The organism is Lutispora thermophila DSM 19022, from assembly GCF_900142105.1.
Classification (GTDB): Bacteria; Bacillota; Clostridia; order Lutisporales; family Lutisporaceae; genus Lutispora; species Lutispora thermophila.
Map to the genome: position 1 here is coordinate 86,188 of NZ_FQZS01000014.1, position 25,359 is coordinate 111,546.

30 protein-coding genes and 1 pseudogene are annotated in these 25,359 nt (G+C 32.4%); all 31 read left to right on the top strand.

Features of this window, described 5'->3' with window-relative positions:
* The first annotated feature begins 9 nt into the window (after nucleotides 1-9).
* The gene (locus BUB48_RS11080) at nucleotides 10-1,461 is read left to right on the top strand and encodes a flagellar hook-length control protein FliK (RefSeq protein ID WP_073026305.1); all 1,452 of its coding nucleotides are present in this window, start codon (nucleotides 10-12) and stop codon (nucleotides 1,459-1,461) included.
* Nucleotides 1,462-1,472: 11 nt separating this feature from the next.
* The gene (locus BUB48_RS11085; RefSeq protein ID WP_073026306.1) at nucleotides 1,473-2,081 is read left to right on the top strand and encodes a flagellar hook assembly protein FlgD; all 609 of its coding nucleotides are present in this window, start codon (nucleotides 1,473-1,475) and stop codon (nucleotides 2,079-2,081) included.
* A gap of 16 nt (nucleotides 2,082-2,097) precedes the next feature.
* On the top strand, nucleotides 2,098-2,493 hold the full coding sequence (locus tag BUB48_RS11090) for a TIGR02530 family flagellar biosynthesis protein (RefSeq protein ID WP_073026307.1): 396 nt from the start codon (nucleotides 2,098-2,100) through the stop codon (nucleotides 2,491-2,493).
* 79 nt (nucleotides 2,494-2,572) lie between these two features.
* On the top strand, nucleotides 2,573-4,027 hold the full coding sequence (locus tag BUB48_RS11095) for a flagellar hook protein FlgE (RefSeq protein ID WP_073026308.1): 1,455 nt from the start codon (nucleotides 2,573-2,575) through the stop codon (nucleotides 4,025-4,027).
* A gap of 55 nt (nucleotides 4,028-4,082) precedes the next feature.
* The gene (locus BUB48_RS11100) at nucleotides 4,083-4,289 is read left to right on the top strand and encodes a flagellar FlbD family protein (protein WP_073026309.1); all 207 of its coding nucleotides are present in this window, start codon (nucleotides 4,083-4,085) and stop codon (nucleotides 4,287-4,289) included.
* Between the two features lie 154 nt (nucleotides 4,290-4,443).
* Nucleotides 4,444-5,124 (top strand): motility protein A, encoded by a 681-nt coding sequence (locus tag BUB48_RS11105; RefSeq protein WP_333782596.1) that lies wholly within the window; start codon nucleotides 4,444-4,446, stop codon nucleotides 5,122-5,124.
* On the top strand, nucleotides 5,121-5,840 hold the full coding sequence (locus BUB48_RS11110) for an OmpA family protein (RefSeq protein WP_073026311.1): 720 nt from the start codon (nucleotides 5,121-5,123) through the stop codon (nucleotides 5,838-5,840). The genes BUB48_RS11105 and BUB48_RS11110 overlap by 4 nt, the downstream gene beginning before the upstream one ends.
* 28 nt (nucleotides 5,841-5,868) lie before the next feature.
* Nucleotides 5,869-6,294, top strand: a complete 426-nt coding sequence (locus tag BUB48_RS11115; protein WP_175548413.1) for a flagellar basal body-associated FliL family protein — start codon at nucleotides 5,869-5,871, stop codon at nucleotides 6,292-6,294.
* Nucleotides 6,295-6,310: 16 nt separating this feature from the next.
* Nucleotides 6,311-7,306, top strand: a complete 996-nt coding sequence (gene fliM / locus BUB48_RS11120) for a flagellar motor switch protein FliM (protein WP_073026313.1) — start codon at nucleotides 6,311-6,313, stop codon at nucleotides 7,304-7,306.
* Nucleotides 7,299-8,378 carry a flagellar motor switch phosphatase FliY gene (gene fliY / locus BUB48_RS11125; RefSeq protein ID WP_073026314.1) on the top strand — a complete coding sequence of 360 codons (1,080 nt, stop codon included), beginning with the start codon at nucleotides 7,299-7,301 and terminating at the stop codon, nucleotides 8,376-8,378. The genes fliM and fliY overlap by 8 nt, the downstream gene beginning before the upstream one ends.
* Nucleotides 8,379-8,415: 37 nt before the next feature.
* On the top strand, nucleotides 8,416-8,778 hold the full coding sequence (locus BUB48_RS11130) for a response regulator (RefSeq protein WP_073026315.1): 363 nt from the start codon (nucleotides 8,416-8,418) through the stop codon (nucleotides 8,776-8,778).
* 3 nt (nucleotides 8,779-8,781) lie between these two features.
* Nucleotides 8,782-9,213 (top strand): flagellar biosynthetic protein FliO, encoded by a 432-nt coding sequence (locus BUB48_RS11135; protein ID WP_073026316.1) that lies wholly within the window; start codon nucleotides 8,782-8,784, stop codon nucleotides 9,211-9,213.
* Entirely contained in the window at nucleotides 9,206-9,964 is a 759-nt protein-coding gene (gene fliP, locus BUB48_RS11140; protein WP_073026317.1) for a flagellar type III secretion system pore protein FliP, read from the top strand. The genes BUB48_RS11135 and fliP overlap by 8 nt, the downstream gene beginning before the upstream one ends.
* Nucleotides 9,965-9,985: 21 nt before the next feature.
* Complete coding sequence (fliQ, locus tag BUB48_RS11145) at nucleotides 9,986-10,255, top strand: flagellar biosynthesis protein FliQ (protein ID WP_073026318.1); 270 nt, start codon at nucleotides 9,986-9,988, stop codon at nucleotides 10,253-10,255.
* A 6-nt stretch (nucleotides 10,256-10,261) separates the two neighbouring features.
* A complete protein-coding gene (fliR, locus tag BUB48_RS11150) occupies nucleotides 10,262-11,044 on the top strand; it encodes a flagellar biosynthetic protein FliR (protein ID WP_073026319.1) in 783 nt (260 codons plus the stop codon).
* 5 nt (nucleotides 11,045-11,049) lie between these two features.
* Nucleotides 11,050-12,135, top strand: coding sequence for a flagellar biosynthesis protein FlhB (gene flhB, locus BUB48_RS11155; protein ID WP_084524535.1), 1,086 nt, complete (start codon nucleotides 11,050-11,052; stop codon nucleotides 12,133-12,135).
* 12 nt (nucleotides 12,136-12,147) lie between these two features.
* A complete protein-coding gene (flhA, locus tag BUB48_RS11160) occupies nucleotides 12,148-14,178 on the top strand; it encodes a flagellar biosynthesis protein FlhA (RefSeq protein WP_073026321.1) in 2,031 nt (676 codons plus the stop codon).
* Entirely contained in the window at nucleotides 14,178-15,383 is a 1,206-nt protein-coding gene (flhF, locus tag BUB48_RS11165) for a flagellar biosynthesis protein FlhF (RefSeq protein WP_073026322.1), read from the top strand. Before flhA ends, flhF begins: the two co-directional genes overlap by 1 nt.
* Nucleotides 15,364-16,299 carry a MinD/ParA family protein gene (locus BUB48_RS11170; protein ID WP_073026323.1) on the top strand — a complete coding sequence of 312 codons (936 nt, stop codon included), beginning with the start codon at nucleotides 15,364-15,366 and terminating at the stop codon, nucleotides 16,297-16,299. The genes flhF and BUB48_RS11170 overlap by 20 nt, the downstream gene beginning before the upstream one ends.
* Before the next feature lie 4 nt (nucleotides 16,300-16,303).
* Nucleotides 16,304-16,975: a flagellar brake protein gene (locus BUB48_RS11175; protein ID WP_073026324.1), complete on the top strand. Its 672-nt coding sequence runs from the start codon at nucleotides 16,304-16,306 to the stop codon at nucleotides 16,973-16,975.
* Nucleotides 16,976-17,020: 45 nt separating this feature from the next.
* The gene (locus BUB48_RS11180) at nucleotides 17,021-19,012 is read left to right on the top strand and encodes a chemotaxis protein CheA (RefSeq protein WP_073026325.1); all 1,992 of its coding nucleotides are present in this window, start codon (nucleotides 17,021-17,023) and stop codon (nucleotides 19,010-19,012) included.
* A gap of 11 nt (nucleotides 19,013-19,023) precedes the next feature.
* A complete protein-coding gene (locus tag BUB48_RS11185) occupies nucleotides 19,024-19,458 on the top strand; it encodes a chemotaxis protein CheW (protein ID WP_073026326.1) in 435 nt (144 codons plus the stop codon).
* Between the two features lie 23 nt (nucleotides 19,459-19,481).
* Complete coding sequence (locus BUB48_RS11190; RefSeq protein ID WP_073026327.1) at nucleotides 19,482-20,096, top strand: chemotaxis protein CheC; 615 nt, start codon at nucleotides 19,482-19,484, stop codon at nucleotides 20,094-20,096.
* Between the two features lies 1 nt (nucleotide 20,097).
* Complete coding sequence (locus BUB48_RS11195) at nucleotides 20,098-20,583, top strand: chemotaxis protein CheD (protein ID WP_073026328.1); 486 nt, start codon at nucleotides 20,098-20,100, stop codon at nucleotides 20,581-20,583.
* A gap of 14 nt (nucleotides 20,584-20,597) precedes the next feature.
* The gene (locus BUB48_RS11200; RefSeq protein WP_073026329.1) at nucleotides 20,598-20,930 is read left to right on the top strand and encodes a hypothetical protein; all 333 of its coding nucleotides are present in this window, start codon (nucleotides 20,598-20,600) and stop codon (nucleotides 20,928-20,930) included.
* Nucleotides 20,931-20,967: 37 nt separating this feature from the next.
* Nucleotides 20,968-21,705 carry a FliA/WhiG family RNA polymerase sigma factor gene (locus BUB48_RS11205; protein ID WP_073026330.1) on the top strand — a complete coding sequence of 246 codons (738 nt, stop codon included), beginning with the start codon at nucleotides 20,968-20,970 and terminating at the stop codon, nucleotides 21,703-21,705.
* Between the two features lie 42 nt (nucleotides 21,706-21,747).
* On the top strand, nucleotides 21,748-23,412 hold the full coding sequence (locus tag BUB48_RS11210) for a FapA family protein (protein ID WP_084524530.1): 1,665 nt from the start codon (nucleotides 21,748-21,750) through the stop codon (nucleotides 23,410-23,412).
* Nucleotides 23,413-23,424: 12 nt separating this feature from the next.
* Nucleotides 23,425-23,727, top strand: a complete 303-nt coding sequence (locus BUB48_RS11215; RefSeq protein WP_073026331.1) for a hypothetical protein — start codon at nucleotides 23,425-23,427, stop codon at nucleotides 23,725-23,727.
* Between the two features lie 11 nt (nucleotides 23,728-23,738).
* Nucleotides 23,739-24,236: a DUF6115 domain-containing protein gene (locus BUB48_RS11220; protein WP_073026332.1), complete on the top strand. Its 498-nt coding sequence runs from the start codon at nucleotides 23,739-23,741 to the stop codon at nucleotides 24,234-24,236.
* Complete coding sequence (locus tag BUB48_RS11225) at nucleotides 24,223-24,717, top strand: hypothetical protein (RefSeq protein ID WP_073026333.1); 495 nt, start codon at nucleotides 24,223-24,225, stop codon at nucleotides 24,715-24,717. The genes BUB48_RS11220 and BUB48_RS11225 overlap by 14 nt, the downstream gene beginning before the upstream one ends.
* Before the next feature lie 125 nt (nucleotides 24,718-24,842).
* A pseudogene (gene tnpA, locus BUB48_RS11230) lies at nucleotides 24,843-25,196 on the top strand (IS200/IS605 family transposase); the annotation flags it as partial.
* Nucleotides 25,197-25,359: the final 163 nt, after the last annotated feature.

Genomic DNA, 25,359 nt, shown 5'->3' on the forward strand with positions numbered 1-25,359 from the left:
GTGATAATTATGATTATGATAGATTTTAACAGTATGTTAAACGGCAAGACTATGGATGTTAAAGCCAATGCAAAATTAAGCTTTAATAGCGATAACACTGGCGTTGATTATAAGCAAATTATGCAGAAGGCAATTCAGCAAAAAGGAAATGAGCAAACTTCAAAAAAGGCAGAAGCTTCCAGAGTAGATGATAGTAATAAAAAAGATAAATATATAAACAAAGAAGCTGATCAAAAATCTATAAATACAGTTAAAGAAGAAAAGGATGTAAAAGAAACAAAAGAAGTTAGTGCGAGAAAGGAAGCAAAAGACATTAAAGAAGATGAGTTTGAGCAGGAATCTTCAAAAGATGATGATATGGTTAAAGAAATAGACATAGTAGGAAACATACTTTTAATGCTATCTGGAATGCTAAATCTGGAAATCAATGATATGGAAAAAGTAAAAGATATATTGCAAAGTGAGCTTAATCAAATCGATTATAGCACTTTAGATAAGTCTGTTTTGATTGAAAACATCAATGCTATTACGAAGGATATTAAGATTGAAGACATGGATGATTTTAATGAAATAATAAATGATATAAAGTCTTTGATTATTAATGAGGTTGCTATTTCCAATGAAGCTGAAGAGCATGTAAATATAGATAGCAATTCTACTCAATTAAATCAAATAAAAGACACTGTACTTAATGGTTTAAACCTTTTGGAGCATTCTTCGTTTAATAGGGTTATTAAGCCGGTATCAGAAATGCAAACAGCTCAAATTCAGGAGAATCATGAAGAAGTAGAGGGCAAATCTACTGATATTGGTGCAGAATCTGTTGAAGAGGCAGAAATAGTAGCTAAAATCGACAATGAGATTCAAATGAAAAATCATGATTCTGAATATCCAGAGATACAGCATAAGATAAGCAATGATGTTGATGACATTGCTATCAATTATGCAGCAATAGGTGAAAAGGCTTTTGACATCCAAGATAATCTCAAAGCTGTCGACAGAAATCCTCTAATAGATAGACCACAATTTATTAATAATGAGGAGATTTTTAAACAGATTGTTGAAAGCAGTCAATTGCTTGATACTGATGAGTTTACAGAATTAAGAATCAGATTAAAACCTGAGTCATTAGGAAAAGTTACCGTAAAATTAATTATGGAAAACGGAGAAATGACTGCAAAGTTTATAGCAGAGAATCAAAGAGTTAAAGAAGCAATTGAATCAAGCTTTGTAGATCTTAAAGAATCTTTAACTCAAAAAGGGATTAATATTCAAAATATAAGTGTTTCTGTTGGAAACCAAGAAAAATGGCAAAAAGAAAATGATAATTTCAGTGCTTGGAAGAGCAATAGCAAGAGGACTTCATATGTTGAAGACATAGTTACAGAATTAGACGAGAATATTTCTAATTATGAAAATCCTTATTACATTAATGAAGGTTTACTTGATATAAGAGTATAGGAGGTGAAATTATGAGTAATGTGAACAGCGTATCAAATACAACATATACAACGAGCAGTAATAAAACTAAAGAATATAGTGATACGTTGGGAAAGGATGCTTTTCTAAATTTATTGGTAACTCAGTTGAGATATCAAAACCCTTTGGAGCCAATGGATGACAAGGAGTTTATATCTCAAATGGCTCAATTCTCAAGTTTGGAGCAGGCTCAGAACACGAACAAAATCGCAAAGATCAATTCAGCCTACGGATTGGTAGGGAAAATGATAAGTGCTATAATAACCACTGAAACAGGTCAATTGAACGAAGTTGTAGGAATTGTTGAAAGTGCCAGAGTAAAAGGTGATGAAGTTTATGTGGTAGTAGATTCAAAGGAAGTACCATATGAGTCTGTAAAAGAGGTTACAGAATTGATAAGCTCTGCAGATCAGAGTTCGATGTTGTTACAAAACATCAGATTCAGTATGGCCTACAGCATGCTTGGAAAAGAAGTAAAAGGTAAGAAAAATGGTGTAGAAATAGCTGGAACAGTTGAATCGATTAAGAGCGTAAATGGTAGTATAAAATTGGTCGTTGGTGATTATCAGCTTTCCCTTGATGAAATTTATGAAGTTAAATGAAAGCCGTTGAGGTGATATGATGGATGACTTTAAGATTAATATAAACAGAAATATAATACCTGTTGGCAGCGGCAATAAGGTAATTGCTCAGGACAAGCCTTTAGTCAGGCAAAACGTTAATTTTGAGAACATTTTAAATGATAAGATTCAACAGCAAGGGAGTATTAAGTTTTCGAAGCATGCTCAGGAAAGGTTGATTTCAAGAAATGTGAAACTAACTCAAAAAGATATTGAAAGCATTGATAAAGCTGTAGAGAAAGCTGCTAAAAAAGGTGTAAAGGATACATTGATAATTTTAGGTGGAACCGCATTGATTGCTAATGTCAAGAGCAAAACAATTATAACTGCAGCTACAGAAGAGTCTTTGAAGGATAATATTTTTACCAATATTGATGGAGCAATAATTATATAAGCCGGACCTTTTGTAGGAGGCTTAACCCTTCTGAACGACAGATGAAGGGACATTAAAGCAAGAGGAGGTCGATTGAAAAATGATGAGATCTATGTTTACAGGTGTATCAGGGCTTAAAGCCCATCAGTTAAAAATGGATATAATAGGAAACAATATTTCAAATGTTAATACTGTAGGATTCAAAAGTCAAAGAGCGACTTTTCAGGAGGTGTTTAACCAAACCATAAAAGGTGCAAGTTCTCCTCAATTAGGCAGAGGAGGTACAAATCCTCAGCAAGTAGGTCTAGGTATCTCACTAGCATCAATAGATACTTTCCATGTTAAAGGTGCTACTCAAAGAACTGACAATAATACTGATTTGGCTATTAATGGTGATGGATTCTTTATACTTTCCAATAGCAGTGATTTTCTGAGTAGAACCTATACCAGAGCAGGAAACTTTACATTGGACGAGAATGGTAATTTGGTTGCTCCAAATGGCTACAGAGTCCTTGGTTATATGGAAGATGAAGAAAGGAATCCTGCTCCTGATGGATCTACAGTACTTAAAGGTGTTTTGGAAGGCATAGTAATATCAAAAACAAAATCCTTCCCTGCTATGGCTACAGATACTGCTTCAGTATCAGGAAATTTGAATAAAGATATGACAAGAGTACCTGCTACCAAACCTGATCCTACAGACCCTACAAAAACAGTTGCAGCAATACCTGCAGATTTCATAAGTTTTGATGCTGATAAGAATCTGCAGTTTTCAGGTGGTGTTCAATTTAGAGAAACAACAACAGTATTTTATGATAGCCTTGGCGGTAAGCATACATTGAAGTTTACTTTTGTTAGGGGAATTAAGGATGGTGATGAGGTTGGAGCAGACAATGAATGGGGTGTAATAATACAGAATCTAGATGATAAGAGCTATTTTAACGCTTCAGGAACAGCTGTAGCAAATCCAGCTTCAATTGCTGATGTCATTATACCAATAAAGTTTGACTCAAATGGTAATTTAGTTACTAATGATGCAGATAAGATAAGCAAACTTACATTGGTGATTTCAGGAAAAGATCCAATCAATACTGGCAATCAGTTGTTTGATGATATGAATGTCGAAGTAAACTTCGAAGGTTTAACTCAGTTTGCAAACGATTCAAGTACTACAATAACAAAAAATGGTTATCCACAGGGTTATCTAGATACATTTAGCATTGGATCATCAGGCGAGATTAGTGCAATATTTACCAATGGTCAAAGCAGAGTTATAGGCCAAATAGCGTTGGCAACATTTAAGAATCCTGCAGGATTGGAGAAGACATCAGAAAACATGTATCAGGTTACTCCAAACTCAGGAGAGCCTGTAATTGGTGTTCCTGGCAGTGGTGGAGCAGGAGCTTTAAATCCAGGTAATTTGGAGATGTCTAATGTTGATCTAGGAACCGAGTTTACAGAAATGATAACTACACAAAGAGGTTTCCAAGCTAACTCAAGAATTATTACAGCATCCGATGAAATGCTTCAGGAATTAGTTAATATGAAGAGATAATGAAGTAATAGTCCCTGGGCAGAGCCCAGGGACTAACAAAAAAGGATGTGATTAGATGATTAAGGTTACAAGGTTTAATGGAAAAGAATATTATATTAATTCTGATCTAATAGAAACCATAGAGGAAACACCTGATACAGTCATAACTTTAAGAGACGGTAAGAAGTATGTTGTTTCAGAAACTGTTGAAGAGATTGTGAATAGAATTGTGGAACACAAGAGAAAAGTTTTCTGTATTGAAGAGTATTTAAAAAAAGATTAAGCGTGAAAAGAGGTGCAGGTAATTGGACATAGCATCTATTGTAGGACTTTTAAGCGGCCTCATTGTTATGGTCTGGTCAATTATATTAAGTGGTGATTTAGGAGGTTATATACATTTTCCTTCGATTGTGTGTACTTTTGGTGGGACAATAGCAATGACTATAATGGCTTTTCCCTTTAAAGGTTTACTTGAAGGTATCAAAGCTTTAAAATATGTGTTTGTATATAAGCCATTAGTTCCGGAGAGCTTAATTAAATCAATAATAGATTTAGCTAATATTGCACGCAAAGAGGGTTTATTAGCATTAGAAGAAGCAGCAAACAGTTTGAAAGATGATTTTCTTCAAAGAGGTATAAATCTAATTGTTGATGGTACAGATCCTGAATTGGTTAGAAATATTATGGAAACAGAATTATCGTTTATTGAGGAAAGACATGCAAGTAATCGTAGTGTATATGAATATATGAGTGCAATGAGTCCGGCATTCGGTATGATAGGAACTTTAATAGGTTTGATTAATATGTTGGCAGGTTTAGATGACCCATCAACTGTTGGACCGAACATGGCTGTTGCTATAATCACCACATTTTATGGATCATTTTTAGCAAATGTTTTTTGTATTCCAGTAGTAAACAAGTTGAAAATTCGCAGTTCAGAAGAAATTTTGATGAAAGAAGTAATGCTTGAAGGTATATTATCTATACAAGCAGGTGAAAATCCTAGAATAATAGAAGAAAAACTTAAAGCTTTCTTATCACCTCAATTAAGGGAGAGAGTATCAAGAGAAAAGAATGCGTATGCTGAGGGAGATAGAGGGGTGGAAAGCAGTCTATGAGCAGAAGAAAAAGGAAAGTGGATTCGGGTGGTGGTGGAACAGCACCTTGGATGAATACATATGCAGATATGATGACATTATTGCTCTGTTTTTTCGTATTGTTGTTTTCATTTGCAACTATAGATGCACAGAAATTTGAATCAATAATACAATCATTACAAGGTTCTTTAGGTGTTTTAGATTCAGGTATAGTTGTAGATATGACGCCCATTGAAGCAACTTTTCCAGGCAGTTTAAACAATCAAGAAACTGAAGAGTTTAGTAGAATATATCAACAAGTCGACAATTTTATTAAAGAAAATGATTTAGAAAATAATGTTACGTTAGTACTTAACGAAAGAGGTTTATTAATAAGGATGCTTGATGCAACATTATTCGATTCCGGTAAGGCAGAAATAAAGGATGAGGCAAAGTATATAATAGAAAAGATTTCAGATGTAATAAAGGAAAGTGGTAAAAACATTAGAATTGAGGGACATACAGATAATGTACCTATTCATACCTACAGATATCCTTCAAATTGGGAGCTTTCCACTGCAAGAGCTGTTAATGTTTTAAGATATTTAGTTGAAGTAAAGAATGTTGAACCTTGGAGATTATCTGCCGTTGGCTATGGGGAGTATCATCCAATAGATACAAACAGCACACCAGAAGGAAGGCAAAATAATAGAAGGGTAGATATTTTGATTATCAATAGTGAATCAAATGGTAAGTAACCTAACCAATATAGATGGAGGGTTGAAGTTGAAGAAGAATAATATTTTACTTATTATTGTTGTTGTATTATTAATTGTTGTTATTGCATTAGGAGTTGCTTTGATAACTGCACAGAGCAATAGTGAAAATGATGAATCTATAAAAGTGAATAAAAATATTACCATGTATTCTTTCGATCAATCTTTTGTAAGTAATGTAAAAGACAGCAATAAGATACTTAAAGTAACTGTACAGCTAGAGCTTGCAAATTCAAAAGTACAAGAAATTATCAGTGCAAGAAATCCTGAATTACGACATGAGATAAATTTGCTACTTAGAAGTAAAACCGAAGAAGACTTAAAAGGAGCAGAAGGTCAATCGAATCTCCAAAAAGAAATTTTAAGTGTTGTTAGAAAATTGTTGAATAGCGATAAAATACTTAATGTGTATTTTGACGAATTTATAATGCAGTAGCAGGAGGTGTAAGCTATTGACCGAAGTATTGTCGCAAGTTGAGATAGATGCATTGTTAAATGCATTAAATGCTGGAGAGTTAGATGTAAAAGAAATTCGGGAAGAAAAAGAAGAAAAAAAAGTAAGAGCATATGATTTTAAAATACCAAATAAGTTTGCGAAAGATCAATTAAGGACTCTACAGATGATACATGAAAATTTCTCTAGAGTATTGCAAACATATTTATCTGGTTACTTGTTATCTTTTGTTCAAATAGAAGTTGTTTCTGTAGACCAACTTACTTATTATGAATTTAGTAACTCAATGCCGAATCCTTCTACCCTTGGAGTAATCGATTTTTCTCCCCTAAGTGGATCCATATTGATGGAAATTACTCCTAGTATCAGCTTTACTATGATAGAGAAGATATTGGGTGGGGCAGGGCAAGCATATGAAGAAAATAGAATTTTTACAGAGATAGAATTAACCATTATTGAAAAGATATTAAACCAAATATTGAACTTATATAAGGATCCATGGAAAAATGTAGCTGATTTAAAACCCAAACTTTCAAAGATTGAAACGAATACTCAGTTTGCACAGATAATGTCACCAAATGAGACTATTGCTCTTGTGACATTAAATGTAAAGATAGGAAATGTTGAGGGATCCATGCATATATGTATACCTCATATAGTAATTGAACCCATCATACCAAAATTGAGCACAAAGTTTTGGTTCTCAGGTCTCACTAAGGATGTTTCATCAAATGAGATCCGTAACCTAGAGAAGAGAATAGAGAAGACTTACTTGCCATTAAGCGTAGTTCTTGGCAAATCTGTTTTGAATGTAAAAGACATACTTAATCTTCAAAAAGGTGATGTAATTACATTGGATAAGTCAGCAAATGAGGAGTTGGAAGTATTCGTAGGAAGTAAACTGAAATTTTACTGTTATCCAGGAATAAAAAAGAACAAGGTTGCCGTTAAAATTACAAGGATTGAAAAGAGAGGAGATGAGGCAGATGAGTGATATGCTTACACAGGAAGAAATAGATGCTCTATTGAAAGGAAGCAATGAAAACGATGTTACTCTAACACCGGAAGAAATTGATGCCATAGGAGAAATAGGAAATATAAGCATGGGCACTTCAGCCACTACTTTATTTGCATTATTGAATAATAAAGTAACAATAACAACTCCTAGGGTAAGCGTAATGACTTGGGATGATTTAGTAAGACAATACCCTCTACCTTATGTTGCAGTAGAGGTTAAGTATACAGAAGGATTTGAAGGTTCAAATTTATTAATATTAAAAGAGGAAGATGTAAAAGCAATTACGGATCTTATGATGGGTGGCGACGGACATAATATTCATGGGGAGATTAATGATCTGGATTTAAGTGCTATTGGAGAGGCTATGAATCAAATGATAGGATCATCGTCAACATCTTTGTCTAGTATTTTTAACAAAAGTATAAATATATCACCTCCAAAAGCGTTTTTAATGAAGTTTAGAGAGTCTAGTCCGATCAAATATAATTTCAATGATTCAATTGTTCGAGTTGCCTTTAAGATGGAGGTTGAAGGTATTCTTGACAGCGAAATAATGCAACTTATACCTATTGAGTTTGCTAAAAAAATGGTTAGAGAGCTATTTAATTCTGCTTCAAATAGTGAAGAAATAGATACCGCAAGGAAGGAAAATCCGGATAAAAGTCGAATAGTAGATAAAAGTGTTGAACAGCAAAGTAGCCATACCGATACTAGAAAAGTAGATACCAATTATGTTCAAGTTCAACCCGTTCAGTTTGAAGAATTTGATTTAGATGGTAGCAGTGGAAACAAAGAAAATATTGATTTGATAATGGATGTTCCTCTTGAGATAACAGTAGAATTAGGGAGAACAAAAAGACTTATAAAAGATATACTGGAGTTTGGACCGGGTACTGTCGTTGAATTGGATAGATTAGCCGGTGAACCAGTTGATGTAATAGTAAATGGTAAATTTATTGCTAAAGGTGAAGTAGTTGTTATTGATGAGAGTTTTGGAGTTAGAATAACTGATATTGTTAGTCCAAGTAAAAGATTGAAAAAAGTATAAATCAAATAATAAAAAGCATTAACTAGGAGGATTGAAAATGGCAAACGGAATTTTAATTGTAGATGATGCTGCATTTATGAGAATGATGATAAAAGATGTTTTGGTGAAAAACGGCTTTACAATTGCTGGCGAAGCTGAAAATGGAGCAAAGGCTATTGATAAATATATGGAGTTGAATCCTGATCTTGTTATTATGGATATAACCATGCCAGAGGTAGATGGTATACAAGCCGTTAAGGAAATAAAAAAGATTAATCCTTCAGCTAAAATTATTATGTGCTCTGCTATGGGGCAACAAGCAATGGTAATAGAAGCAATACAAGCTGGTGCAAAGGATTTTATCGTAAAACCATTCCAGGCAGAGAGAATAATAGAGGCTGTAAAGAAAGTATTGAGTTAGGAAATGAATGGATTATATGAATCAAACGGTTTCATGAGTTTATTAAAACTAATTTACATCATAATCATATTTCTCATTGTGTTGGCTTTCAGTTATTATTTTTCAAAGTTTATTGGTAGAAGAGTAACTGGAAAGAATAAGCATATGAAACTCATTGAAACCCTTTCATTTGGAAATGATAGACGTTTGCATATTATTAAAGTATGTGATGAGTTTTATTTAATATCAGACAGTCTAAAAGGCATATATCTGATAGATAAACTTACAGATGAAAAAATGAAAGATCAACTAATGAATAGCGATGGATTTAATGACTTTGATAGTTATTTAATTAATACCTATAGCAATATGGATTTGCATCATAGCACAAATGGTATAAAACATAACATTGAAAAGCTCAAAAAAATTATCAAAGGGATCAAAAAAAATGAGTAAAAGAATTTTTAAAAACATACTGTTTTTTGTAATTGTGGCATTCTTGATTGGAAGCAGAGTATATGCTGAACCGACTTTACCTATACCTAATATAGATTTAAATGTAAAGGCTGCAGAGTCGCCACAGGAAGTTGCGTTAAGTTTGCAAATATTATTTTTACTTACGATTTTATCTTTAGCACCTTCCTTGCTTATCATGCTTACCTCTTTTACAAGAATAGTTATTGTGTTATCCTTTACAAGAAATGCATTAGGAACTCAGCAAATGCCTTCAAATCAAGTTTTGATTGGACTTGCTTTATTTCTAACATTTTATATTATGTCGCCAGTATTTACAGAAATTAATGATACAGCAATCAAACCATATATGGAAGAGCAAATAAGTCAAGAAGAGGCTATAGAGAATGCAATGAAACCTATAAGAAACTTCATGTTTAAACATACAAGAGAGAAAGATATAGCATTGTTTTTAAAACTTGGACAACTTGATAGCTCTGTAAATTTAGACGACATACCAACTAAGGCACTGATTCCAGCTTTTATAATTAGCGAACTGAAGACAGCCTTTCAAATAGGATTCTTTCTCTATATACCTTTTCTAATAATAGACATGGTTGTCGCTAGTACACTAATGTCGATGGGCATGATGATGTTACCACCAGTTATGATTTCTATGCCTTTCAAGATATTATTGTTTGTTATGGTAGATGGATGGAATTTGATAGTTAGATCTTTGATATTAGGCTTTTAATTGCAATAATGAGGTGTTTTTATGGATCAAAGTGTAGTAATGGATGTAGCCCAAAGAGCCATTAGTATAACAGTAATGATTTCTGCGCCTATTTTGGGTCTAGGGTTATTAGTCGGTTTAATTGTAAGCATTATACAAGCTACCACACAAATACAAGAAGCCACCCTTTCATTCATACCAAAACTAATAACTATTTTTCTTACTTTAATAATTTTTGGACCATGGATGGGGAATATGATAGCTGAGTTTACAATAAATCTATTTGAAAATTTATACACATATATAAGGTAAGAGAATATGAGCATAACAGATGTATTAATAAATAGATTTATTTTATATCTTTTGGTATTTATAAGAATGACTTCGCTGTTTGTTTTAAGCCCAGTATTTGGAAGGCAAAACACACCTTCATATTTAAAAATTGGACTGGCGTTGTTCACAACTTTCATTTTAGCTCCTTTACTGGGTGATGTTGTTATAGAGTATTCAAATTTAGTAGATTTCACTTTAATAATTTTTAAAGAACTATTTGTGGGTATTATCATAGGATATGTAAGCAATATGGTATTTTCAGCACTGTTTATAGCAGGGCAATTAATAGATACCCAGATTGGATTTAGTATGATAAATGTTTTAGATCCACAAAGCAATATTCAAGTACCACTTTTAGGAAACTTCTTGTATATATTGTCAATTTTATTATTTTTGATGATGGATGGACATCATATATTGTTTTTGGCCCTTACGAAAAGCTATAATATTGTACCCATAAATAGTCTGTTTTTTACAAAAGAACTGATTAATAACCTTATTGGTATTTTTTCTGAAACTTTTTATATGGCTGTTAAAATAGCTTTTCCAATAACAGCTGCTGTTTTGATTTCTGAGGTAGCTTTAGGTATATTAGCAAGAATGGTTCCTCAAATGAATGTGTTTATGGTAGGAATGCCACTGAGAATAGCTTTGGGTTTATTAGTTTTAATGATTATAATGCCAGGTCTTTCAAACACACTAGATTATTTATTTGATAATTTGTTTGCATATATAAGCATTATTTTACAGAGCATGGTCGAAGGATGATTGATTTGGATGATTTAGTTATTTGCCTTACCCTTTTTTCAGAAGAAAAAACAGAAAAGGCTACCCCGAAGAGAAGGAAAGAAGCAAGAGAAAAGGGTCAGGTAGCAAAGAGCAGGGAAGTTGTATCTGCTGTATTATTACTCCTTATGTTTTGGTGCATAAAGATTTTGTCAGGGTATATATATGACCGTCTTACTAATATAATTAGCAGATTTTTAACTGTATTTACTGATGTAGACAGTCTTTATCAGTCAAGTAACTTGAGAAATATGTTTATGCAATGTATATGGTCTTTTTTCTTAATAGTTTTGCCTATTATGGCGGTTGCATTATTGGCATCAGTAGTAGCTAATTATTTACAGGTGGGCTTCTTATTTTCGACAAAACCTTTGATGCCTAATTTTAATAAACTGAATCCTATACAAGGTTTAAAAAGATTATTTTCAAAAAATTCATTGATTGAACTACTAAAAGCTTCAATTAAGATGTTGCTGATTGGCTACTTTATATACGATTTTTTAAGAGATAATTATATGATGATAGCAAATTTTATGAATATGGAGCTAAATACTTCGATGGCTTTTATAGGTAATGCTATTATAACTATTGGTTTAAGGTCATCTATTATGTTGTTAGTTCTATCTGTTTTTGATTATGGTTATCAATTATGGGAGTTTGAAAAAAACCTTAAAATGACAAAACAGGAAATAAAAGAAGAGTATAAGCAAACAGAGGGAAATCCTCAAGTAAAATCAAAAATAAAAGAAAAGCAAAGACAATTATCATTAAGAAGGATGATGGCTGAAGTACCTAAAGCAGATGTAATAATTACAAACCCAACTCATTATGCAGTGGCAATCAAGTACGATTCAAATATTTCTGATGCGCCTGTTGTAACAGCAAAAGGCAAGGACTTAATAGCTTATAGGATAAAAGAAAAAGCCAAGGAATCTAATGTGCCTGTTATAGAAAACAAGCCATTAGCCCAAGCATTGTTTAAAACTACAGATATTGGTCAGCAAATACCTGTTGAAATGTATCAGGCAGTAGCTGAAATATTAGCTTTTGTATACAGTTTAAAGAATAAGTAGGAGGAAACAGCTTTGTTTAAGTTTGGTGATATAATAGTAGCCATAGCGGTTATTGCAATTGTGTTGTTGATTATTGTTCCAATACCTACTTTTTTAATGGATATATTGCTTACTATAAATATATCTTTATCTCTTATTATTTTGATTATAGCAATGTATATTAAAGAACCTTTGCAATTTTCCATATTTCCTTCATTATTATTAATTACTACTTTATTTAGATTATCTTTGAATATTTCTTCAACAAGATTAATTCTTGGCAATGCGAATGCAGGAAGTGTTATAGAAGCATTTGGTAACTTTGTTATTGGAAGCAATACCATTGTTGGTATCTTGATATATCTTATCATTATGGTAATTCAATTTATGGTAATAACAAAAGGTGCAGAAAGGGTTGCTGAAGTATCTGCTAGATTTACTTTGGATGCTATGCCTGGAAAGCAGATGGCTATTGATGCAGATTTGAACTCAGGACTTATAAGCGAAGCAGAAGCCAAAGAAAGAAGAAAAAAGATTCAAAGAGAAGCAGATTTTTATGGTGCTATGGATGGAGCAAGTAAATTTGTTAAGGGAGATGCCATCGCAGGTATTATAATAACAATTATAAATATAACTGCTGGTTTTATAATAGGAATTTTGCAAAAAGGAATGGATTTATCAGAAGCGGCCAAAGTTTATACAAACCTGACTGTTGGAGATGGTTTAGTCAGCCAGATACCAGCATTATTAATATCTACAGCTACAGGTATAATTGTGACAAGAGCAGCCTCTGAATCAAATCTAGGAAATGATATGACTAGGCAATTGTTTTCACAGCCTAGAGCTCTTTATATTGCAAGCGGGGTATTATTCTTATTGGCTTTTACAGGTTTACCTGCTTTGCCAAATATTATGCTATCCTTACTATTAGCTTTTATGGGATACAATCTGGATAGAACTATTAAGGAAACAGAGAAGGAAGAGGAAGCAATATATCAGGATAACGAAGCAGAGGAAATGAGAAAACCAGAGAATGTTATGTCTTTACTTCAAGTTGACCCTATTGAACTGGAGTTTGGATATGGTATCTTACCATTAGTAGATGTAAATCAAGGTGGAGACTTACTTGACAGGTTGGTTATGATAAGAAGGCAATGTGCTTTAGATTTAGGTATAGTAGTACCAATTATTCGACTTAGAGATAATATTCAATTAAAGCCTAATGAATATGTTATTAAAATAAAAGGCACAGATGTAGCTAGTGGAGAAATTGTATTCGATAATTATTTAGCTATGAACCCAGGTACTGCAGAAGGAGATCTAGAAGGCATAAAAACAGTGGAACCTGCTTTCGGATTACCTGCCGTATGGATTAATGAAAGTCAAAGAGAAAAGGCAGAGATGATGGGTTATACAGTTGTAGATCCACCATCCATAATAGCTACTCATTTAACAGAAGTAATCAAAGCTCATGCGGCAGAACTTCTTGGAAGACAGGAAGTGCAGAAACTTATTGATAACTTGAAAGAAACATATCCTGCATTGGTAGATGAAGTATTACCTAAGATTTTAAGCCTAGGTGAGATACATAAAGTTTTGACTAATCTGCTGAAGGAGAATGTATCTATAAGAGATATGGTAACTATAATGGAAACTCTTGCTGATTATGGAGTGTTAACTAAAGATCCAGATATTTTGACTGAATATGTAAGACAAGCTTTAAGCAGATCAATTACAAAAAGATTTATTAATGGCAAAAAAGCTAAGGTAATAACTCTTGGGCAGGAGCTGGAGCAAACCATAATGGATTCAGTCCAGCAAACGGATTATGGTTCATATATATCAATTGATCCTAATATAACACAAGTTATTGCTAGAAACTTAATGAAGGAAATACAGAAGTTTATGTCCATGGGAGAGCAACCATTGATTCTTACTTCTCCGTCTGTAAGAATGTATTTTAGGAGAATTGCAGAGGGAGTGTCGCCCGGGATAGTTGTATTATCCTATAATGAGATTGATCCTTCAGTTGAAGTTCAGTCTATTGGGATGGTGAACATATAATGAAAGTAAAACGATATATAGGAGATAATGTGCAGGATGCTTATCAAAAAGTAAGGGAAGAATTAGGAAGAGACGCAGTTATTATCAATACACGAAAAATTAGAAAAAAAGGATTAAAGGGGCTTTTTTCAAAACCATTAATTGAGGTAGTGGCTGCAGTGGATGATAATAATGGAAACATTCCAAGTAGCAAAAGCATTCTAGATAATAAAAGCAATTTTCAGATGTTAATAAAAAATGAAAAGGAAGTAAGTAAAAAAGAACCAAGTAATGAAGTGTTTATTAATAAGTTAAATGAAGTTAAGAATAAGTCAGAGCAAAAACCTATTGAAAATGAGTTTAATGAAATAAAAACAATGTTGAATAAGGTTTATAAAGTGATTAAAGCTAATGAAAAAAACTTATCTGAAATTTGCCAAGAGTATATAAATAGGTTGAGAAGCAAGGAAGTGGATGAGGAGATAATAGAAAGCATTATCGATAAATTTGAAAAATTAACTTTAGATGTGCAAAATAACGAAGATTATATTAGAGACTTTTTATATAACTTACTTTCAGATTACATTTCTGTAGATATTCAAAATGAAGATGATATGCATAAAAAAATATTAGTTTTTATTGGGCCTACTGGTGTAGGAAAGACAACTACTATGGCAAAGTTGGCAGCACTGTATTCATTAGATATGCATAAAAAAGTTGCGTTTATTACATCAGACACATATAGGATTGCTGCAGTTGAGCAGCTGAAAACCTACAGCGATATAATGGGTATACCTTTATCAGTTATATATTCACCTCAAGAATTTAAGGAAGCTGTAGATAATTTTAAAGAAAAAGATATAATCATGGTTGATACCGCTGGCAGGAGCCATAAGGATAAATATCAGCTAGCAGAGTTAAAACACCTTTTGGATGTAGATATGGAAATTGAGGTATACCTTGTAATGAGTGCTGGAACTAAAATGAATGACTGTCGTGAGATATTAAAAAGTTATGATTTTGTAGAAGATTATAGATTATTGTTTACAAAACTGGATGAAACATCAACCCACGGAATATTATTGAACACATCCTATATTGCAAAAAAACCGTTATCATATATAACATATGGGCAAAGTGTACCTGATGATATTGAAATAGCAAACAAAAGACAAATTATTAATTCGCTGTTGGGTGATAAGATTTATGAAGGATCAAGCAGTTAAATTAAGAGCTATTGTTAATAGACTTAATAGCAATGATGATAATAATAGAAATGAAGAGTTTGTTTTGTCAGAAGAAAATAAACCCAATAGAAAAAATGCTAGAGTAATAACTGTTACCAGCGGCAAGGGTGGAGTTGGTAAGACAAACATTACAATAAATTTAGCAATTAAAATGGCTCAATTAGGATTAAGAGTTGTTATCATTGATGCAGATTTAGGTTTATCAAATGTTGATATAGTTTTTGGAATGATACCAAAATACAACCTTTCTGATGTAATTAATCATAAAAAAAGTATTAATGAAATATTAGAGAATGGACCAAACGGTGTTAAGTTTATATCTGGAGGCTCTGGTCTTCAGGAACTAATTAAGATAAATAGAGAGCAGTTGGGGCATTTACTTATTGAATTAGGGAAATTGGATGAAGAAGCTGATATAATATTTATAGATACTGGCGCAGGAATAAATGATCAGGTGTTGAGTTTTGTTTATGCTGCAAAAGAAGTAATTGTTGTTACGACACCGGAACCTACTGCAATTACAGATGCTTATGCTTTGATTAAAGTCATTGCTCAGAAAGATAGCTCAAAAAAAATTAACCTTATACTGAATAAAGCTAATAACCTTGTAGAAGCAAACAATGCTCTTGATAAGCTTTATCAAGTTTGCTTGAAGTTTTTAGGAATTTCAATAAATAGGCTAGGGTATGTATGCAATGATGCAAATATATCAAAAGCTGTGATGATGCAGCAACCATTTGTAATTGCTTTTGATAAATCCGCTGCTGCACAAGATATTTCTTCGATTGCTAAATCCATAGCACGAATCGAAAACAATAAAACAGAGTCTGACTATGGAATAAGGTTATTTGTTAATAGATTAAAATGGCTTTTTAGGTATAAGGAGAGTGATTAATAGTATGGAGTCATTAAGCAAGCTCTTCAAAGTGGGAGATAAAGTAAATGTAAAAGTAATGGACAAGTCAGACTCTGACACATATGCGAGTCAAGTAACGGAAGTTTTGGAGAATGGATTGATAGAGATATCTTTTCCAATGCATAAAAGTAAAACTATTTATTTTATAAATGGAGAAAAGTTAATCCTGATAATAGGTAAAAAGGAAGCCATTTATGAGTTTCAGGCTATGGTCATAGAGAAAAAGTATGAAAACATTCCTATTATGAGACTAAAAGTAATATCCGAACCAGTAAGAATACAAAGAAGAGATTATTACAGACTAAAAATTACTAAACCTATTAAAATAAGAGTGATTAATATTACAAATGATTCTGAGGATAAATTCATAGAGTATAAAAATGGTTTTTTGCTTGATATAAGCGAAGGTGGAATGATGGTTTGCACAAAAGAAAAATTTGAAGATGGAGACTTCTTAGAAATAATCATGGATTTAGAAGATGGGAAAGTTATAAGAATCAAAGGGAAAATAGTTCGAAGGATGTATAACCCTGAAAAATCAGGACTATATGAATATGGAATAGAGTTTTTTGATGTAAGTAAAAAAGATAGAAATCAACTGGCTAAGTTTATATATAATGAGCAAAGAAAATTGTTAAAAAAAGAGATGCTGTAGTTAGAATGCTTAAGGGTAAGCCTTACTATATTTGGAGGTGTAATAATGGATATCAATCAATATTTAGAGATTTTTATTGAAGAGGCGCAAGATCACCTGCAACATTTGAACCAAAACCTTTTAGAACTTGAAAGCAACCCAGATGATAATGATATTTTGAATGAAATCTTTCGGTCTGCCCATACTTTAAAAGGTATGGCAGGTACAATGGGTTTTGATTCTATGATGAACTTGACTCATAACATGGAAAATATACTTGATGCTGTAAGAAAAGGAACATTAAGCATTAGCTCAGGTATACTGGATGTATTATTTGAATGTTTGGATTTTTTGGAAGATTCTGTTAATTATATATCAGAAACAGGAAAAGAGAATGAAAAAAGCATCGAGCCTTTAAAAAAGAAGCTATTAAATTTAATGAGTAATAGTATTAATGAATCAGATCAGCCACAAAGCAACGATAAAAATATGGATGATTTCAAGTTTAATCAGTATGATGAAAATGTTATAACACAAGCATTGGCTCAAGGTATGAAAGTATACAAAATTGAAGTGATATTGTCTGAAGGTTGTATGTTAAAATCAGCAAGAGCTTTTGTTGTCTTTAAGACTCTTGAAAAGTATGCAGAGATATTTAAATCTTTACCTGCTATAGAAGATATTGAAGATGAAAAATTCGATAGAAGTTTTAAAATTGCTCTTATAACTAATGAAGATAAAGAGAAGATTGAAAAGGATTTGAAGAATATATCAGAAATCCAAGATATAAAGATTGAACAGTATAAAGAGATAGCAACAGTACAGAACACTTCAAAAACGGAAGTTGCTGCTACTGTAGAAGTTAGTGAAGATCATGATGAATCAGAAGAATCTCATGCAAAGAAGAATAAAGTAGGAAAAACAGTAAGAGTTGATATTAACAGACTAGATAATCTTATGAATTTAGTAAGTGAGCTAATCATAATTAAGACTAGATTGGAAGGTATTGATTCGGATTCAAGAGATCAAAATATGTCTGAGGCAGTTGAGTATCTTGAAAGAATAACGACTAACCTACACGATGCAGTGATGAAAGTTAGAATGGTACCTATAGAAAGAGTGTTTAATAGATTCCCACGAATGGTAAGAGATTTGTCGAGAGAATTAAATAAAGAAGTAAATCTAATCATAAGTGGAGAAGAAACAGAATTAGACAGAACTGTAATTGATGAAATTGGAGATCCTCTTATACATTTAATAAGGAATGCCATTGATCATGGTATTGAAAGCAAATCGGAAAGAGAAAATAGCAATAAGGATACAGCTGGTAATATATATTTAAGAGCTTATCAAGATGGAAATAGCGTTGTTATTGAGGTTGAAGATGATGGCAAGGGTATAAATATAGACAAAATAAAGAAGAAAGCTCTTGATAACAAACTTATTACTCAATCAGAAGCAGATGGTTTGAGTGATAAGGATGCTACTGAACTTATATTCCATCCAGGATTCAGCACTGCGGATGTAATATCTGATATATCTGGAAGAGGTGTTGGATTAGACGTAGTTAAGACAAAAATTGAATCTTTAGGTGGAACTGTAGAAGTTGAATCTTATAAAGGAAAAGGGAGTAAGTTTATAATAAGATTACCATTAACTTTAGCTATAATTCAGGCTCTATTGGTAACAGTGGGAAGTGAAAAATATGCAATACCTCTAAATTCAATTAAAGAGATTATTTCTATTGAAAAAGATAAAATAAGGGATATCCAGGGACAGGAAGTAATTCTATATAGAAATTCAGTACTTCCCATATTGAGGTTGGCAGAAAAATTGGATGTTAAAGATTATAATGAAGATGAAAATGAACTGACTGTAGTTGTGGTAAAAAAAGGTGATAAGTTCTCAGGATTTATAGTAGAAAGTCTAATAGGGCAACAGGAAATAGTAATAAAGTCATTAGGAAAATATCTAGCCGGCATTAAGAATATTGCAGGTGCCACCATATTAGGAGATGGACAAGTAGCCCTTATTGTAGATACAAATTCCATGATTTAGGAGGTCACCTTATGAAATTTGCAGATAATAATAATCAATTTGTTGTTTTTGAGCTAAATGGCGAAGAGTATGGTATTGATATTCTCAGAGTAAAAACTATTGAGAAAATGACCAATATTACAAGGGTTCCTAAAACAGCTCCTTATATAAAAGGAGTCATAAACCTTAGAGGTGAGATAGTACCAATAATTGATTTGCGAGAAAAGTTTAATTTAGAAAAAAAAGAGAATGATGACAATACTAGAATTATTATTGTATACGTAGACGATATAGAGGTGGGTCTTATTGTTGACTCAGCTTCGAAAGTTATGGATATAAAAAGCGATATGATTGAAGCACCCCCAGAATCACTTGGAAATAGTGAGCAAAGTAACATTTATGGAATAGGGAAATTGGATGATAAAGTAATTACATTGTTAGATATTGAAAAAATGCTCACTGCCTAGGATATTATTTTGGAGGTGAGTAAATGGCAATTAACGTTAATGATCTTAACAGCAATCAGATTGATGTACTAAAAGAAATTGGAAATATTGGCGCAGGTAATGCTATTACAGCACTGTCTAAAATGGTTTCAAAACGTATAAACATGGATGTTCCAAAGGTAAATATAGTTGAGTTTAAGGATGTAGCGGACCTTGCAGGAGGACCTGAAACATTAGTAGCAGGCATATATTTTAATGTTAATGGCGATATCAGTGGCAGTATTATGTTTTTGATAGATACCAAATCCTCTCGAACGCTTATTAACTGGCTTATGGGAAAGAATGAGACTAGAATGGAGCTCGATGAAATAGAACTGTCTGCTTTGAAAGAAGTTGGTAATATACTTGCAGGTTCTTATCTATCATCCATATCGACTTTAACTGGTCTCAAATTGACAGTATCAGTACCTTCACTAGCTATAGATATGGCAGGAGCTATTATGAGTGTACCTGTAATTCTTTACGGACAAGTTGGAGATCATGTATTATTAATTGAAACAGACTTTATTGAAGGTATGAATCATGTAAAAGGAAATTTCTTTCTTATACCAGATGATAAGTCATTTGAAATTTTACTCAAGTGTTTAGGAGTTATGTAACATGGCAGATATTATAAAAGTTGGAATGGCAGATATGAATTGTGTGTATCCACCCAATATTCTTGTTACACTTGGATTAGGATCTTGTGTAGGTGTGTGTTTGTATGATAAAGAGAGCAAGATTTCAGGTATGGTTCATATAATGTTGCCCTATAGCCACCAAATAAAAAATAATGGTAATGCAGCAAAGTTTGCCGATACAGGAATTTCTAAGCTCCTAGATGATATGATAAAGATGGGAGCAAAAAAGTCAAAAATAATCAGCAAAGTTGCAGGTGGTGCTCAAATGTTTAATTTCAACGACTCAAGTGATATTATGAGAATTGGAGCAAGAAATGTACAAGCAGTAAAAGAAACCTTGAAGCTTTTTAATATTCCTTTATTGTCAGAAGATACTGGTGGTAATTACGGAAGAACCATTGAATTTTCTTCCGAAACTGGTATGTTATTAGTCAAAACAATAGGATATGGTACAAAGTGTATATAGTAGGGGTTAAAATTATGAGTTTGATTGTTATTCTACCATATGTATTAATAATATTAGGTTTAACAATAAATATAACTTTCGGTTTGTGTTTTGGGACCAGTATTAAGGTTCTTATGATAAAGAGTATTTTCTTAATAATTGGGCTTACAGTCTGCGGTGTTTTAATTAGCGACATATTAAGAGCAAGCTATATAAACAGAAAAAAAAGTAAAGAAGAAGAAAAGCAATCTTCTACATTTGAGGCATATATTCCGCCTATTACAGATGAAGAATTACAAAGTTTAACAGAAGAAGAAGAGTTTCATGAAATAAACCCAGCGGACTTATATAAGAAAAAGCAAACTTAATAATAACAGTTAACAAGCTTCCTTATGGAGGTATAAAATGAACATAAATGACCTTTGGGAAAAGTATACGAGAAATAAAGACCCTAAACTAAGAGAAGAACTGATACTCTATTATGTACATCTTGTGAAATATATTGCTGGTCGTCTCTATGTAAGCTATAACAATACAGTTGAATATGATGACCTAGTTAGCTATGGTATATTCGGACTTATAGATGCTATTGATAAATATGAGTTTAACCGAGGTGTAAAGTTTGAGACATATGCGCACTTGAGAATAAGGGGAGCAATAATCGATTATTTAAGGGAAATTGATTGGATACCTCGGTCTGTAAGACAAAAAGCGAAAGAATTAGAAAAAGCTTACATTGAAGTGGAGATGGAAAAGGGAAGTAATGCTAAAGACAAGGATGTAGCAGAAAAATTGGGTATAACCGAATCAGAACTTCAAAAAAGAATCCAAAGCCTATCTACTTACAGTGTTGTGTCACTGGATGAATATTTAGATCAACATAGAGAAATAACTGTCGATTTTATTAATGAAAGCAATGTGAATCCAACAAGTAGAATTGAGATAGAAGAGTTTAGAAAGGGATTAGCTGAAGCTATAAAAGCTTTACCTGAAAAAGAGAAGAAAATAATAACATTATATTACTTTGAAGAGCTTACATATAAAGAAATAGGATCAATACTTGCAATATCAGAATCCCGAGTGTCGCAGCTGCATACAAAAGCAATATTGAAGCTTAAAGCAAAGTTGGCATTGTTATTTTGATGATTGATGCCTTTTAATAATAAGTATTAAGGAGTTGATACTGTGGCTGCCAATACATTGATTTTACAAGGCAGAGAATTGGAAAAGCTTATATTAGAAGCAGAAGCACATTTTAAAACAAGCAGAGATAACATTGATGTTGAGATATTGGAAGAGAAAAAAAACATATTTGGTAAGCAATATAAGATAAAAGCCACTTATAAATACAGCCCTGCCATAGAAGACATAGAGAGAATTATTGGTAGTATAGAGAAAGACTTAGAAGCTGCTCAATTAAGCCAATCCAATTTTGATATTGCAGACAGTAATAAAGATATAATGCAAAAGAAGATTGATTGTGAGTATGAAGTTTCAATTTCAAACAATGGAATGGAAGCATATTTATTAGTGTATCCACCTGTTGGAGGTAAAGAGATAGATAAGGATGATATTTATAAAGCTTTAGAAGTGAAGAATGTTAAGAATGGCATAATTAATGAAGAAATTGATAAACTCGTTGTTGAAAAAAGATACAACAACCGCATATTGGTTGCTAAAGGGAAGCCAGCTATAGACGGTGAAGATGCTAAAATTATTTATAATTTTGATATTTCAAAAGATAAAAAGATTCATATATCAGAGGATGGAAAGGTTGATTATAAGGAATTATCTCTAATAAGGAATGTATCTGAAGGTGACATTTTAGCAACTATAGTTCCTGCAACGAAAGGGATAAACGGTGAAGATGTATTTGGTAATGAGATTAAAGCAAGGGACGGAAAGCAAATCAGTATACCAAGAGGTAAGAACGTAGCTGTTAGTGAAGATGGATTGCAGCTTGTTTCCATGATTAATGGTGAAGTAAAGTTAATAGATAATAAGATTAGTGTTTTGCCAGTTTACACTGTGGAAGGAAATGTAGATAATTCCACAGGTAATATAAAATTTGTAGGGAAAGTCGTTGTAAAAGGTAATGTGCTGACTGGTTTTTCCATAGATGCTGACGATGATGTTGAAGTGTATGGAGTGGTTGAAGGCGCTGTAATAAAGACAAAAGGAAATATAATTCTCCATAGAGGCATACAGGGAATGAATAGAGGGGAATTAGTATGTGAAGGGGATCTTATTGCCAAGTTTATCGAGAATAGTAAAGTACATGCTAAAGGTAGTATTAAAACCGATGCTATAATGCATAGTACAGTGTATTGTGGTAAAAAACTTGAAGTTCAAGGGAAAAAAGGTTTAATAGTTGGAGGCCAAGTAAAAGCTTCTGATGAGATCAAAGCAAAGATTATAGGATCACCTATGGCAACCGTAACAGAGTTAGAGGTAGGAATAAATCCAGGTGTTCGAAAAAAATATGAAGAATTAAAAGAAGAAAAAGATAGAAGCTACAAAAATCTGATAAAGGTTACTCAAGTAGTTGATTTATTATCAAAACTTAATCAAAGAGGAGAATTAAGTGACGAAAAGAAAGAAGCACTCAATAAATCCATTATTCTGAAGTTACAATCTCAAAAAACTCTTGATAGTTTAGAAAAAGAAATAAAAGATATTGAATCTTATATAGAAGAAATTTCTAATGGAAAAATTAAGGTTGAAAACATTGTGTATCCAGGTACTAAGATAACGATTGGCAGCAATTCAATGTATATAAGAGACCAAGTGCAATATGTTACCTTTTATAGAAGCGCAGCTGAAATAAAAATAGGCTCCTATGAGCCATAAGGTGGTATTGTTATGCCAATAAGATCAGTGGATTTACAGGTTCTTTTTCCTAAAGTTCCCGAGGTTCAAAAAATCAAAAATGCTGAAAATGAAGTTTACAAAAATAATCAGCAGATAAATATTATTCAGGATTCTATAAAGAGGAAAGAAGACTTAAAACGTATCAATAAAAATGATAAGGCATATAAAGTTAATATAAACAAAGACGGGAAAAACAACAGAGGAAAAAATCAAGAAAAATCTCAGAAGAAAAAAGATAAAGATAATAAAGAAAAGGAATATTACAAAGGTGGAAAAATTGATATTAAAATATAGTGGTGTTAAAGATGATGATTTATATTAATTATTTATTTACAATTGTTGGTATTGGGATGATAATTGTATCCTTGTTTTTAATTATTGCAGATAAAATAAAAGGAGAAAATATTTATTATGATTTGTGTTCTAAAGAACAAGATATAAGAAAAGCCATAGATGAAGCAAATGAAATGATTAGCGAATTGATATTTACATCTGAAACAGTAGTGAATGAAATAGAAAATCACATTAGAAATGGAGTAAATGTAAAACTAGCAAATGATATTGACAATTATGTGGATATGAAGAGAAAAGAAGGAAAAAATATTATGGTTGAAGAAGAGATTGAACAGGAAAGCGTAGAAATAAATGACGAAAATAGAGATGCAAAAGTAGAAAGTATATTAAGTATGTACAATAGTAAAATGTCTATAGAAGAAATTGCGAAAAAGCTTCAAATGGGCAAAGGCGAAGTTGCCCTAATATTGTCTTTAAATAGAGGGATAAAAAGCAATGAAGGTATATGATATAAAGGGAATAATATTAGGTATAGGTATAGGGCTTGTTTTTTCCTCCATAGTCAACATAAACATGAACCAAAAAGCCATAGATGATGATTTTATTAGAGCAGAGGCATCTAAGAGAGGATTTATTATATTGAAACCTGAAGATCTGATTGATAAAGATAGAATAAATGAAGATATAAAGACAAAAGAAGAAATAGAAGGAAATATGAAAAGCAATGAAGAAGATGAAAACAGTAAAAAAGAAGATGAAGAAATTAGTGATGAAGAAATTAGTTTTGAAATATTAAAGGGCTATAACTCATATGACACAGCAGAAGTATTATTAAACAGTGGTCTGATTTCAGATAAGGACGTGTTCATAAACAGAATTAGAAAAAGAGATAAGCAAAGAAATATCCAGACGGGAGTTTTTATAATAAAAAAGGGTACAAGTATTGATGATATTATAAATATAATAACTACGCCGAGGAATAAAAGATAAAAAAGTTGCAAAGCAACTTTTTTTGTTTATGGGCTTTAGCCTGTTGAGCATGAAGCGAGTTTCTCGAGAGAGAAATGAGCCATGCGAAACAATAAACTACCCGCTATGCGGGTGCGCGACAGAACAGAGAAAGTATACGAGATATCTTAAAGCAGCTATGTAGTTATAAAGGAGTAGAAATTATAGAAGGACATCTTATGCCAAATCATGTACACATGTTAGTAAGTATACCTCCAAAAATAAGTGTATCGAGTTTTATGGAGTATCTTAAAGGAAAGAGTGCACTAATGATATTTGATAAACATGCAAACTTAAAATATAAGTTTGGAAATAGGTACTTTTAAGCAGAGGGTTACTATGTAAGTACTGTAGGGTTAAATGAAGCAACCATAAAGAAATACATACAAGAACAAGAAAAGCATGACATAATGGTAGACAAATTAAGTGTAAAAGAATATGAAGACCCCTTTAAGGGGTAGAAAGTAATACGGTCGTCCCTTAAGGGGCGGCAAAAGCGACAAGGGCGTAGTGGATTGAACGAAATGAAAGCCAGCGTCTTTAGGCGCTGGCCGGTAACAGAGGTTATAGCCTCAGAGCAAACTACCCGTTTTACGGGTAGTTATGATTTAAGTTGCCATATGG